At 57.5% G+C, this 12369-nt stretch carries 10 protein-coding genes; 4 read left to right on the top strand and 6 right to left on the bottom strand.

Annotation, left to right across the window (positions count from 1 at the left end; all coding sequences use genetic code 11):
• Nucleotides 1-60 precede the first annotated feature (60 nt).
• Nucleotides 61-1053, top strand: a complete 993-nt coding sequence (locus RHM59_RS10930; RefSeq protein ID WP_322165339.1) for an IS5 family transposase — start codon at nucleotides 61-63, stop codon at nucleotides 1051-1053.
• 562 nt (nucleotides 1054-1615) lie between these two features.
• Here the strand turns inward: RHM59_RS10930 and RHM59_RS10925 are convergent.
• The 5 genes from RHM59_RS10925 to RHM59_RS10905 all read right to left on the bottom strand — a co-directional run bounded on the left by RHM59_RS10925 (nucleotide 1616) and on the right by RHM59_RS10905 (nucleotide 7092).
• On the bottom strand, nucleotides 1616-1759 hold the full coding sequence (locus RHM59_RS10925) for a hypothetical protein (RefSeq protein ID WP_322167942.1): 144 nt from the start codon (nucleotides 1757-1759) through the stop codon (nucleotides 1616-1618).
• 179 nt (nucleotides 1760-1938) lie between these two features.
• Nucleotides 1939-2160, bottom strand: coding sequence for a formate dehydrogenase subunit delta (locus RHM59_RS10920; RefSeq protein WP_322167943.1), 222 nt, complete (start codon nucleotides 2158-2160; stop codon nucleotides 1939-1941).
• On the bottom strand, nucleotides 2157-5060 hold the full coding sequence (gene fdhF / locus RHM59_RS10915; RefSeq protein ID WP_322167944.1) for a formate dehydrogenase subunit alpha: 2904 nt from the start codon (nucleotides 5058-5060) through the stop codon (nucleotides 2157-2159). The genes RHM59_RS10920 and fdhF overlap by 4 nt, the downstream gene beginning before the upstream one ends.
• A complete protein-coding gene (locus tag RHM59_RS10910; protein WP_322286542.1) occupies nucleotides 5057-6619 on the bottom strand; it encodes a formate dehydrogenase beta subunit in 1563 nt (520 codons plus the stop codon). Before RHM59_RS10910 ends, fdhF begins: the two co-directional genes overlap by 4 nt.
• Complete coding sequence (locus RHM59_RS10905) at nucleotides 6616-7092, bottom strand: formate dehydrogenase subunit gamma (RefSeq protein ID WP_322167946.1); 477 nt, start codon at nucleotides 7090-7092, stop codon at nucleotides 6616-6618. The genes RHM59_RS10910 and RHM59_RS10905 overlap by 4 nt, the downstream gene beginning before the upstream one ends.
• A 601-nt stretch (nucleotides 7093-7693) precedes the next feature.
• Here RHM59_RS10905 and RHM59_RS10900 point away from each other — a divergent pair.
• Complete coding sequence (locus RHM59_RS10900) at nucleotides 7694-8995, top strand: MFS transporter (RefSeq protein ID WP_322286541.1); 1302 nt, start codon at nucleotides 7694-7696, stop codon at nucleotides 8993-8995.
• Complete coding sequence (locus RHM59_RS10895; RefSeq protein ID WP_322167948.1) at nucleotides 8985-9743, top strand: HpcH/HpaI aldolase family protein; 759 nt, start codon at nucleotides 8985-8987, stop codon at nucleotides 9741-9743. The genes RHM59_RS10900 and RHM59_RS10895 overlap by 11 nt, the downstream gene beginning before the upstream one ends.
• A 120-nt stretch (nucleotides 9744-9863) precedes the next feature.
• Here the strand turns inward: RHM59_RS10895 and hisD are convergent, their stop codons facing one another.
• The gene (hisD, locus tag RHM59_RS10890; RefSeq protein ID WP_322167949.1) at nucleotides 9864-11171 is read right to left on the bottom strand and encodes a histidinol dehydrogenase; all 1308 of its coding nucleotides are present in this window, start codon (nucleotides 11169-11171) and stop codon (nucleotides 9864-9866) included.
• A 132-nt stretch (nucleotides 11172-11303) separates the two neighbouring features.
• Here hisD and RHM59_RS10885 point away from each other — a divergent pair, with 132 nt between their 5' ends.
• Nucleotides 11304-12368, top strand: coding sequence for a LacI family DNA-binding transcriptional regulator (locus RHM59_RS10885; RefSeq protein WP_322167950.1), 1065 nt, complete (start codon nucleotides 11304-11306; stop codon nucleotides 12366-12368).
• Nucleotide 12369 lies beyond the last annotated feature (1 nt).

Genomic DNA, 12369 nt, shown 5'->3' with positions numbered 1-12369 from the left:
AAAAGGTTTTCAAATCTGGTGAAATGTCCCCCATCACATGAGCCGAGCGGTTGCCCCCCCATGAAGCAAATTTCTTTCGCCGATGCCGAGTACGCCGGTAAACGTAAGCGAACCCGCCGTGAGATTTTCCTGAGCGAGATGGACAAGGTCGTCCCCTGGAAGGGGTTGATCGCTTTGATCGAGCCGCATTATCCAAAAGGCGAAGGGGGCCGCCCGGCGTATCCCTTGATGGCCATGTTGCGTGTGCACCTGATGCAGAACTGGTTCGGCTATAGCGATCCAGCAATGGAAGAGTCTCTTTATGAGACCACGATTCTGCGCCAGTTCGCGGGGTTGAATCTGGAACGCATTCCCGACGAAACCACGATTCTCAACTTCCGTCGCCTGCTGGAGAAAAACCATCTTGCCGGGGGAATCCTGGAGGTCATTAATGGCTACCTGGGAGACCGAGGTTTGATGCTTCGTCAGGGCACAATTGTTGATGCCACGATCATTCATGCGCCGACGTCGACCAAGAATAAAGAGGGTAAACGCGACCCCGAAATGCATCAGACCAAGAAAGGTAATCAATATTTTTTCGGGATGAAAGCGCACATCGGAGTAGACGCTGATACGGGTCTGACGCACAGCGTGGTGGGCACGGCAGCCAATGTCGCGGACGTCACTCAAGTCGATCAGTTGCTGCACGGCGAAGAGACCCATCTCTGTGGCGACGCGGGCTACACCGGCGTAGAAAAGCGGCTTGAACATGAGGGGCGCGAGATGATCTGGTCGATCTCCGCCAGGCCCAGCAGCCGCCGCAAACATGGAGAAAAAAGCGTCATTGGCCGTGCGTTGCGCAAGATTGAATACGCCAAATCGCAAACTCGGGCCAAGGTTGAGCACCCGTTTCGGGTGATCAAGCGCCAGTTTGGTTACACCAAGGTGCGGTTTCGCGGGTTGGTAAAGAACACGGCGCAGTTGGTGACACTGTTTGCACTGTCGAATCTGTGGATGGCGCGCCGACATTTGATGGAGCCTATAGGACAGGTGCGTCCGCAGTATGGAAATTAAGGGTTAATAAGTGCTTAAAACCGGCTTATTCATCAATAAAAGCCGATATTTTCGAAATTTCAGTGAAGTACTTTCTTTCGGAGCGCTTGACGCCCGATTTGCCAGAAAAAGAAGGTCTTATTTCAGACCTTCCTTAGGGGCTGAAAATAAGCAAGTTATTTATTTTCAATCCCTTCATTCGACTATGGTCTACTTTTCAAGGTTTACAAAATGCGAATGCATTGTTTAACTTAATTTAACGAAATTTCAGAGTAATCAGGCGGGGGGGTGTTTCGATGATCTGGGCTAGGGTGCCAGATATTGAATGTGCCAGAGCTGAAAACACGGCAAATCTAACAGGTAATTGACGCTCCCACTAACGGGTGTCAGATGACCGGTCAATAATCTTTTCCCACAGAAAAACCGGACTGATAACAGGTTTCTTTTCGTATTTACTAGCGGGTGCGGGGGGCCTGCAAGCCAACGGATTATCTGCTCTATAATAAGGCTCATTTGGAGCGATACTGCTCAGGCGGATGTGCAGCCGTCTGTATTGGGCGACTTAGCTAAATAGCATGACTAATCAGCTAACTGCCAGCAGATTACAACTTAATCCGCCTCCCGAAATAGTGATCCCCTGATCTTCTGAATCGGAGGGCAGTTCAACTTCAAACGCTAAAAATTCAGTTTTGTCATTATTATTGAAAGCGTTTAAATGATATTTCATGGTTCTGCCCTCCTTCTGGAATCTGCATTTTTGCTGCGCGATGATAGTTGTTCCTCATGGACGTTTCTGGTTTAACCGCCTAATGAATATGAGGCGTCGGCATAGTGCAGGATGTGGCGAATACATTCCCACGAGTGCCCTCTCGGAGCTTGCGAAACAGAGGGCACGTGAACCTAAGCCTAAGCCTCCCAGCCCGCCCCACTGACCGCCGCCTGCGCCAGTGGGTGCAAGTCCGCTCCCTGATGCGCTGTTTGCCACGCGAGCAACTCCATGCGCATGCCCGGCGTCCAGAACATCTTCAGGTGATTACGTACGCTGAGTACCGCCTGCTCCTGGTCGGGTTCACCGGCGAAGTGCTGGGCAATCTGGTTGACCATTTTGATCAGATTGGCAGTGCTCATCGGCGTACTCCGGGAGGTGTAACGGCGGTACGAGCTTGGCGGCGCTCATTGAGCAGGCTTTGTTGTTTGTCGCTGAACTCCTGATAGCGCTTTTGCCACTCGGAAGGGTGGTAAACGCGGCTGACTTCCACGGCGGTGACCTTGTACTCCGGACAGTTGGTGGCCCAGTCGGAGTTGTCGGTGGTGATCACGTTGGCTCCCGATTCAGGGAAGTGGAACGTGGTGTACACCACCCCCGGCGCCACCCGCTCGGTGACCCGTGCACGCAGTACGGTTTGCCCGGCGCGACTGCCGATGCCGACCCAGTCACCTTCGTTGATGCCACGGCTCTCAGCGTCGGTCGGGTGAATTTCCAGGCGGTCTTCGGCGTGCCAGGCGACGTTGTCGGTTCGCCGGGTCTGAGCGCCGACGTTGTACTGGCTGAGGATGCGTCCAGTGGTCAGCAAAAGGGGATAGCGACCGTTGACCTTTTCCTCAGTGGGCACGTAGTCGGTAAGCATGAACCGTCCTTTGCCGCGCACGAACTCGTCGATGTGCATGGTCGGCGTGCCATCGGGTGCCGCCGCATTGCACGGCCATTGCAGGCTGCCGTGGCGGTCCAATTCGGCATAGCTGACGTTGGTGAAGGTCGGCGTCAGGCTGGCGATTTCATCCATGATTTCGGAAGGATGCTTATAGCTCATTGGATAACCCAGCGCGTTGGCCAAAGCCACTGTGCCCTCCCAGTCGGCCTTGCCGCCCAGAGGCTCCATCACCTTGCGCACCCGGGAGATGCGCCGCTCGGCGTTGGTGAAGGTGCCGTCTTTTTCCAGGAACGAGCTGCCCGGCAGAAACACATGGGCGAACTTGGCGGTTTCGTTGAGGAAAATGTCCTGCACCACCACGCATTCCATGGCCGACAAGGCCGCTGTCACGTGCTGGGTATTGGGGTCGCTCTGGGCGATGTCTTCACCTTGGCAATACAGGCCCTTAAAACTGCCGCCCAGGGCTGCCTCGAACATGTTGGGAATGCGCAGGCCCGGATCGGGTTGCAGGGTGACGTTCCAGGCCTGTTCGAACTGCGCCCGCACCCCGTCGTTGGAGATGTGCCGATAGCCAGGCAGCTCGTGGGGGAAGGAGCCCATGTCGCAGGCGCCCTGAACGTTGTTCTGCCCACGTAGCGGATTCACCCCCACGCCTTCACGGCCGATGTTGCCGGTGACCATCGCCAAGTTGGCAATGCCCATGACGGCGGTGCTGCCTTGGCTGTGCTCGGTAATCCCAAGGCCGTAGTAGATCGCTGCGTTACCGGCGCCAGCATACAGACGAGCAGCGGCGCGGATGTCGGCAGCCGCTACACCGCAGATGGCGCCGAGGATGTCCGGCGAGTTTTCCGCGCGGCTGACGAATTCGCTCCAGCGGGCGAAATCGCTGCCCTCGCAACGGGCCTCGATAAAAGCGTGGTCGAGCAGGCCTTCGGTGACGATGACGTGGGCCAAGGCGTTGAGCATGGCGACGTTGGTGCCCGGACGCAGCGCCAAGTGCAGGTCGGCGCGGGCATGCACCGAGTCCACTAGATCAATGCGACGTGGGTCGATGACGATCAGCCGCGCGCCTTCGCGCAGGCGGCGTTTGAGCTGTGAGGCGAACACCGGGTGGGCGTCGCTGGGGTTAGCGCCCATCACCAGGATCACGTCGGCCTGCATCACCGAGTCGAAACTCTGGGTGCCGGCGGATTCGCCAAGGGTTTGTTTCAGGCCGTAGCCGGTAGGCGAGTGGCAGACCCGCGCGCAGGTGTCGACATTGTTGTTGCCGAAAGCGGTGCGCACCAGTTTTTGCACAAGATAGGTTTCTTCGTTGGTGCAGCGGCTGGAGGTGATGCCACCAATGGAGTCGCGACCGTAGGTTTGCTGCAGTCGACGGAATTCGCCAGCGGCATAGGTCACCGCTTCATCCCAGCTGACTTCCTGCCAAGGGTCGTTGATGTGCTTGCGGATCATCGGCTTGGTAATGCGATCCGGGTGGGTCGCGTAGCCCCAGGCAAAGCGCCCTTTGACACAGGAGTGGCCGTGGTTAGCGTGGCCGTTTTTGTCTGGAACCATGCGCACCAACGTGTCGCCTTTCATCTCGGCACGGAACGAGCAGCCCACGCCGCAGTAGGCGCAGGTGGTGATGACGCTGCGTTCCGGTTGACCCAGCTCAACCACGCTTTTTTCCATGAGGGTCGCGGTGGGGCAGGCCTGCACACAGGCACCGCAGGACACGCATTCCGAATCGAGGAAGTTCTCGCCACCGGCCGCCGCGATCCGCGATTCAAAACCGCGCCCGGTAATAGTCAGGGCAAACGTGCCTTGGGTTTCTTCGCACGCGCGTACGCAGCGGTTGCAGACAATGCACTTGCTCGGGTCATAGTCGAAATAGGGGTTGGAAGTGTCCTTCTGGTCGTCCAGGTGGTTGTCGCCTTCATAGCCGTAGCGCACCTCCCTGAGGCCAACCTGTCCGGCGACGGTTTGCAACTCACAGTTGCCGTTGGCCGAGCAGGTCAGGCAGTCCAGCGGGTGATCAGAGATATACAGCTCCATGACGTTACGGCGCAGGGTCGCGAGCTTCGGCGTCTGGGTGTGCACGCTCATGCCTTCGCTGACCGGCGTGGTGCAGGACGCCGGGTAACCGCGCATGCCGTCGATCTCCACCAAACACATACGGCACGAGCCGAACGCCTCCAGGCTGTCGGTGGCACAGAGTTTGGGAATCGTGGTGCCCATTAGTGCGGCGGCGCGCATCACCGAAGTGCCTTCGGGCACGCTGATGCTGCGGCCGTCGATGTTCAGGGTTATCTGCACCTGGCTGTCGCGGGCCGGGGTTCCAAGGTCAAGAGTGCCTAGGGCGATATCTGTTTTCGGGTCAAAGAGGGTGATCATTGGTCGGCCTCCGAGGGCTGCAGACCGAAGTCGGCGGGGAAGTACTTGAGGGCACTGGTCACCGGATAGGAGGTCATCCCGCCCAGCGCGCACAGCGAACCGAATTGCATGGTGTCGCACAGGTCCCTAAGGATAGTCGCCTGCTGATCACGACCACTCTGGTCTGGCGCGGCCAGCAGGCGGTCGATCACCTCCACGCCCCGGGTCGAACCGATGCGGCAGGGGGTGCATTTACCACAGGATTCCTCGGCACAAAACTGCATGGCGAAGCGCGCCATGTGGGCCATGTCCAGGCTGTCATCGGCCACCACCACACCCCCGTGCCCGAGCATGGCGCCCATGGCGGCGAAGGCTTCGTAATCGAGCGGGGTGTCGAATTGCGCGGGTGGTACCCAAGCGCCAAGGGGGCCGCCAACTTGCGCGGCCTTCAATGGTCGGCCACTGGCGGTACCGCCGCCGTAGTCTTCCACCAGTTCGCGCAAGGTCAGGCCAAAGGCCCGTTCCACCAAGCCGCCGTGACGAACATTGCCCGCCAATTGGAAGGGCATGGTGCCCAGCGAACGTCCCATGCCGTAATCACGATAAAACTGCGCGCCCTTGGCCAGAATCAGCGGCACCGAGGCTAACGTCACCACGTTGTGCACCAGAGTCGGTAACCCGAACAGACCCTTCAGGGCGGGGATGGGCGGCTTGGCGCGGACGATCCCACGCTTGCCTTCGAGTGAGTCCAACAACGCGGTTTCTTCACCGCAAATATAAGCGCCCGCACCCACGCGCACTTCCATATCGAAGGCCAGTCCACTGCCGCCGACATCGGCCCCGAGGTAACCAGCAGACCGGGCGATATTCAGCGCCTCGCGCAATGTGGCCACGGCCTGTGGATATTCCGAGCGCACATAAATGTAGCCGTAGTTGGCGCCGACGCTGATACCGGCAATCGCCATGCCTTCTATTAATAGAAAGGGATCGCCTTCCATCAACATGCGATCGGCGAACGTGCCGGAGTCGCCTTCGTCGGCGTTGCACACAATGTACTTCTGCGCAGACTGGGTGCCGCGCACCGTGCGCCATTTGATTCCGGCGGGAAACGCCGCGCCACCTCGGCCACGAAGACCTGAATCGAACACGGCGGTGGCGGTCTGCTCGCCGCCCAACGCGATGGCCTGGGTCAAACCCTCAAAGCCGCCGTTGGCCCGATAGTCATCTAAGGACAGCGGCCGGGTAATGCCGGCGCGAGCGAACAGCAGACGTTGTTGAGTCTTGAGATAAGGCAACTCTTCCACCAAGCCCAAGGCCAGTGGATGGTCGGACGCCTCGCTTTGCAGCGCATCGAGTAGGGATGGCACATCGGCAGCAGTCAGCGGGCCGAAGCCGATGCGGCCGTGCGGGCTGTCCACTTCGAGCAGCGGTTCGAGCCAATACAGGCCGCGAGAACTGGTGCGTTGCAGGTCCAGCGGCAAGTTGCGTTTCAGGGCTAGAGCGGCAAGGGCCACAGCGACCTCATCGGCACCCACAGCGCAAGCAAGCGAATCACCAGGCACATAAAAGCACGGCATCATGCGTCCTCCTGGCAAGCGTCGAGCAGGGCATTTAGGCGCTCGGCGTCGATCCTCGCATGCACCTGGCCATCCAGCTCCAGGGCTGGCGAGCAGGCGCAGGCTCCGAGGCAATACACGGGACGCAGGCTGATATTGCCGTCGGCGCTGCTGCCGTGGTCGTCCAATTGAAGGCGTTCGCGCAACTGCGCTGCAAGCTGTTCGGCGCCGCGGCTTTTGCACGACTCGGCCCGACACAGACGCAGAATATGCCGGGCCGGGGGCGCAGTACGGAAGTCATGGTAGAAGCTGATCACCCCGCGAATCTCGGCGTGGCTCTGATTGAGGGCGTGGGCGATTTCGGGGACGGCGGCATCAGGGATGAAGCCAAAGCCCGCTTGAATCTCATGAAGGATCGGCAACAGTGCGCCGGGTGAGCCCTTGTGGCTCTCCAACACGCTATTGATCATAGGCAGGTGCAACATATCATCGGGCATACAGCAATTCCTCACGGCCACGAGCGAACCAAGTGGTTGTCGATTGTCCGAAAGTGTCGGCTGCGGCACTCACACCACGTTACGGAAGCGTGGCATTTCAGGCCGCTGGCCAGGCACCCTTAGGGGCATCTTGTTGTTCCTAAGCGCGGTCTTAGCCGCACCCGTTGCAGGGATTAAAATCAGCTTGCCACGTCGGATGCGATTCTTCTACACCAAAGCGACGTGCTCGGTTCTTTTTGCGACCACCAAGTCAGCTTAGAGGCGTGCGAAGAAAGCGTAGTAAAACCCGATTTTCCGTGGCGGTGTGTCTGGTATACCGCGCCGTTGTCTTCGTGAGCAGGTTCCCACAGGTTGTTCCCCAAACGTGGCGTCAATGTAGTCAGCATTTCCCTTGACAGGGGGGGGCAAGCCGCCTAGCTTTGGCATCTATGCATACGTATGCATCCCATCCTTCTTTGCACGTGATTGCCGCCCATGACGCTCAGTCAATGAATGCGGTGGACCTTACCGCGTAGGCGCAGGGCCGAATGAAACTAACAATAAATATAAGACGAGGAAACCTATGCAAAACCCATCACTGGCAGGCAATCCTGTAGTGCCCATGGAGCAGGAAGAGCAACACCTGCTGCGAAAAGTAGCGTGGCGACTGGTCCCGCTGATTATGACCTGCTTCGTTGTGGCGTATTTTGACCGCGTCAATATCAGCTTCGCAAAGCTGCAGATGCAGTCAGAGTTAGGACTGAGTGATGCTGCCTACGGATTGGGCGCCAGCATGTTCTTCATCGGCTATCTGCTGTTTGAGATTCCCAGCAACCTGATTCTGGTGCGGGTCGGCGCGCGTCGATGGATTGCACGGATCATGGTCACCTGGGGCACGGCATCGGCGGCGATGATGTTCGTCCACACCGAAGCCATGTTCTACGTGCTGCGGTTTCTACTGGGTGTGTTAGAGGCGGGTTTTGTTCCCGGCGTCATGTACTTTTTCATGCAGTGGTTTCCCGCCAAGCAGCGGGGTCGAATCAACTCGTTCTTCTTCGGCGCGAGCGCCTTGTCCGGAATTCTGGGCGGACCGCTGGCGGGCGGCATCATGAAGTACCTGAACGGCATTCACGGACTGTCGGGCTGGCAGTGGTTGTTCCTCCTCGAAGGCATCCCGTCGGTCATTCTCGGCATTGTAGTTTTGTGTGTGCTCGATGATCGAATAGAAGATGCAAAATGGCTTAAACTTTCCGAAAAAACCATGCTGTCTGACCTTCTCCGTCGTGAGCATAAGGCGCACTCATCGCATTCGTTCAAGGATGCGTTGCGTAACCCTATCACCTACATGCTGTCGCTCATTTACTTGGGCTTGTGTGCGGGCATCTACGGGATTTTTTTCTGGATGCCGCAGTTAGTCAGAACCGCTGGCAACGCGGACCCGCTCGAGATCGGCATCATCACCATGCTGCCGTACTTCGCCGCCCTTATAGGTATTGTGCTCATTGGCCGAAGTTCGGACCGGACGGGTGAGCGGCGCTGGCACTTGGTAGGCTGTGTGCTCGCCGGACTGCTGGGTTATGTGGTGTGCGCCACCTTCGGCGATAACACGGTGCTGCTGGTCATTGGCCTTAGCATTGCAACGACAGGTCTGATTTCGTCCTTTGCGCTGTTCTGGGTATATCCGCCTCGTGTGCTGACCGGTGTAGCGGCAGCGGGGGGGATCGCGCTTATCAATTCCATCGGGCAGCTCGGCGGTGTTTTCGCGCCTTATATGGTCGGCAGGGTCAAAGACTTGACCGGCAGCGCCTCCATGGGTTTGTACGCTATCGCAGCCGTGTGCGGTGTGGCTGCCTTGTTGATCGCGTGGGGATTACCACGTGACATTCACTTTATTGAATCAAAGGAGACATCTGATGCGTCCTAACAGAGTGCTCGAATGTTGGGCCGACGGTCGTGCTGCAGTATCCGGTTGGTTGGCCATCGGCAATAGCTACAGTGCGGAAATTGTCGGATGGAGCGGGGTGGATTGCGTCACCGTGGATCTGCAACATGGCATGACCGACGTCCAACAAATGATCGGCATGTTGCAGGCCATCTCGGCAACACCGGCGACGCCGTTTGTCAGGGTGGGCTCGTGTGATGCGACGATCATGATGAAGGCGCTCGATGCTGGCGCTTATGGGCTGATTTGCCCCATGGTGGACAACGCGGGGCAAGCGCAGGAATTTGTCAGCGCGACCCACTATCCGCCCCTTGGATTGCGCAGCTTCGGCCCAACGCGCGGCCTGCTTTACGGCGGCCCGGATTATTTTCAGCACGCCGATCAAACCATCGTCCGGCTCGCCATGATCGAGACGCTGCCGGGCCTGGAGGCGGTGAAAGAGATCCTGGCGGTCGACGGCTTGCAAGGCATCTTTATCGGTCCTGCCGACCTGGGTTTAGCCTTAGGTAAAGGGCCGGTTGGGGACCCTGTCGATCCTCAGGTACTCGAAGCCATTGAGCTTTGCCGAAAAGCGGCGGTAGAGGCCGGAAAGTACATCGGTATTTTTTGCACCTCGGGCGCCGTCGCCGCACGTTACGCAGCACAAGGTTTCCATTTTGTTGTGCCTAATCACGACGCCAACCTGCTCAAGGCAGCCATGACGACGGAAGTAAAGGCCGCCAGAGGCTGATTTTGCGCTGAAGGCTATTCCTCACTGGGCGTTGATTATCCCGGTGAGGCGTTAGAAGCAATGAAGTGCTGGTCATTCCCTTGACCAGATGCTGCGAATCTCAACGATGCACTTCAATCATTATTCCGCAATACCGGCGTAAGGCACATCTTTGTGGCCATAGCGGCGGACGCGGATATTGGCTTGTTCTCCGTGTCCGGAAAAGCCTTCCAGCGCGCACAAACGAGAGCAATACGACCCGATCATTGCCGAGGCTTCGTCATTCATTATTTTCTGATACGTACAGGTCTTTAGAAACTTCCCGACCCACAATCCACCGGTATAACGCGCCGCCTTTTTGGTCGGTAGCGTGTGGTTAGTGCCGATAACTTTGTCGCCAAACGCCACGTTAGTACGCGGGCCCAAGAACAGCGCGCCGTAGTTGCGCATGTTCGCCAAGAACCAGTCTGGGTCCTTGGTCATCACCTGCACGTGCTCAAATGCCAGCTTGTTGGCGATGTCCAACATCTCTTCGTCACTGTCCGCAACGATGATCTCACCAAAATTCTCCCACGCTTTACGGGCGATGGGCGCAGTCGGCAAAATCGCCAACAGCCGCTCAATATGAGCCATGGTGTCGAGGGCCAGCGAATGTGAGGTGGTCAACAGAATGGCGGGGGAGTCCGGCCCGTGCTCCGCCTGCCCCAACAGATCCGTCGCACAAATCTCCCCATCGACGCTCTCGTCAGCGATTACCAACGTCTCGGTTGGTCCGGCAAACAGATCAATCCCCACGCGGCCAAACAGCTGACGCTTAGCCTCAGCCACAAACGCATTGCCCGGTCCGACCAGAATATCCACAGGGGATATGGTCTCAGTGCCGATCGCCATCGCACCAATCGCCTGAATACCCCCAAGGCAATAGATCTCATCAGCCCCCGCCATGTGCTGGGCGGCGACGATGGCGTGGGCTGGTTTGCCGTTGAATGGCGGCGCAGCAGTAATGATGCGCGGGACACCGGCTACCTTTGCGGTGATGACGGACATATGGGCAGACGCCAGCAAAGGATATTTCCCACCAGGCACATAACACCCCGCCGCGTTTACGGGCAGATTTTTGTGACCAAGAATGACGCCTGGCAGGGTCTCAACTTCAATGTCGTGGATGCTGTTGCGCTGGTGCTGTGCGAAATTTCGTACCTGAGTTTGGGCAAACTCAATGTCAGCGATGTCTCGTTTGGTCAGTTGTGAATAACACGCCTCAATTTCGGTAGTCGTTAACCGATAGCTGTCACGCTCCATTTTATCGAACTTGAACGCGAGCTCTCTCACCGCCGCGTCGCCGCGCGCCTCAATGTCGGCCAGTATAGTTTCAACTGTTTCACGAACCTGCCGGTCAGCCGATTTAACAGCCTCGACCCCCACGCTTCTCTTCAGCCAATTCGCCATGGTGCTCTCCAGAACTTATTTTTTACGAGTGATTGCATACGTATGCAATCTATCATAAAAGACTGTTGGGTAGTTTGGAAAGGGGTACATGGGTACGATGACGTAATTGTCGTCGAGCAGGATTTAACATTCATGGCTGAAACCATTCGCCGCCCTGTCACTGCGCACGATGTAGCGAGGCTGGCGGGCGTCTCTCAATCTGCGGTGTCACGCACCTACACCAAAGGCGCAAGCGTGGGGCAGAAGACTCGGGAGAAGGTCGAGGCGGCATCGGCAGCACTGGGTTATCGGCCTAACCTGGTGGCTCGGTCCCTCATCACTCGTCGTTCGAACCTTATCGGCGTCGTGGTACCCAGCCTGGAAAATCCGTTTTACTCCAATGTGCTTGAAGCGTTGTCCAAGGCATTTGAAGTTTCTGGATACGGTGTGTTGCTATTTTCCACAGCCGGTAAAGATGACTCCGATCCCGTACTAGAAGAAGTGCTGCGCCATCGAGTAGATGCGCTCATTCTGGTGTCTTCTAGCCTGTCGTCGCATTTCGCGCAAGAGTGCAAACAAATCGGTCTTCCGGTCGTGCTACTCAACCGAAAAAACGACAGCCTGGCGGTGTCCAGCGTGACCAGTGACAACGCTGAAGGGGGAGCGGTCATTGCTGATTTTCTGGTTGCATCGGGCCATAAATCGCTGGCCTTCATCGCCGGCATTAATGGCTCCTCAACCAGTCGAGACCGCGAGCACAGCTTTACAAAACGGCTTGAGGAACACGGGTATGAAGCACCGTTGCGAGAAGTAGGTGACTACACGTTTCAGGGTGCAATGGACGCTACGCGGCGGCTTATCGCCCGCGAAAATCGCCCCGACGGAATCTTTTGTGCAAATGATTTAATGGCCATCGCCGCCATTAACGTGATTGAGCGAGAGTATGGGCTGATCCCCGGGCGAGATATTTCGGTCATAGGCTTCGACAACATCGCCATGGCAGCCTGGCCAGCAGTCGCGCTGACTACTTATCGTCAACCTCTCGACCAATTCGTCCAAAACGCCGTCGACATTATCGAAGCGCAATTGACCAACCGCGCCACACCCGCGATACAAAAAGTACTCGCTGGGCACCTGATCGTTCGGGGAAGTGCGCGGTTGCCGGAGACAGGGTTTGCTGACGTTGATGGCGAGCGGGTATGGCGGGCGACAGTATAAA

Source organism: Pseudomonas sp. MH10 (assembly GCF_034353045.1).
In the GTDB taxonomy this organism is placed as follows: domain Bacteria; phylum Pseudomonadota; class Gammaproteobacteria; order Pseudomonadales; family Pseudomonadaceae; genus Aquipseudomonas.
This window is presented reverse-complemented; position numbering and strand designations above follow the sequence as displayed.

Excerpts from the sequence above, each read along its gene's own strand:
- RHM59_RS10930 (WP_322165339.1), top strand. The coding sequence starts at position 61 with ATGAAGCAAATTTCTTTCGCCGATGCCGAGTACGCCGGTAAACGTAAG.
- RHM59_RS10925 (WP_322167942.1), bottom strand. The coding sequence starts at position 1,759 with ATGAAATATCATTTAAACGCTTTCAATAATAATGACAAAACTGAATTT.
- RHM59_RS10920 (WP_322167943.1), bottom strand. The coding sequence starts at position 2,160 with ATGAGCACTGCCAATCTGATCAAAATGGTCAACCAGATTGCCCAGCAC.
- fdhF (WP_322167944.1), bottom strand. The coding sequence starts at position 5,060 with ATGATCACCCTCTTTGACCCGAAAACAGATATCGCCCTAGGCACTCTT.
- RHM59_RS10910 (WP_322286542.1), bottom strand. The coding sequence starts at position 6,619 with ATGATGCCGTGCTTTTATGTGCCTGGTGATTCGCTTGCTTGCGCTGTG.
- RHM59_RS10905 (WP_322167946.1), bottom strand. The coding sequence starts at position 7,092 with ATGCCCGATGATATGTTGCACCTGCCTATGATCAATAGCGTGTTGGAG.
- RHM59_RS10900 (WP_322286541.1), top strand. The coding sequence starts at position 7,694 with ATGGAGCAGGAAGAGCAACACCTGCTGCGAAAAGTAGCGTGGCGACTG.
- RHM59_RS10895 (WP_322167948.1), top strand. The coding sequence starts at position 8,985 with ATGCGTCCTAACAGAGTGCTCGAATGTTGGGCCGACGGTCGTGCTGCA.
- hisD (WP_322167949.1), bottom strand. The coding sequence starts at position 11,171 with ATGGCGAATTGGCTGAAGAGAAGCGTGGGGGTCGAGGCTGTTAAATCG.
- RHM59_RS10885 (WP_322167950.1), top strand. The coding sequence starts at position 11,304 with ATGGCTGAAACCATTCGCCGCCCTGTCACTGCGCACGATGTAGCGAGG.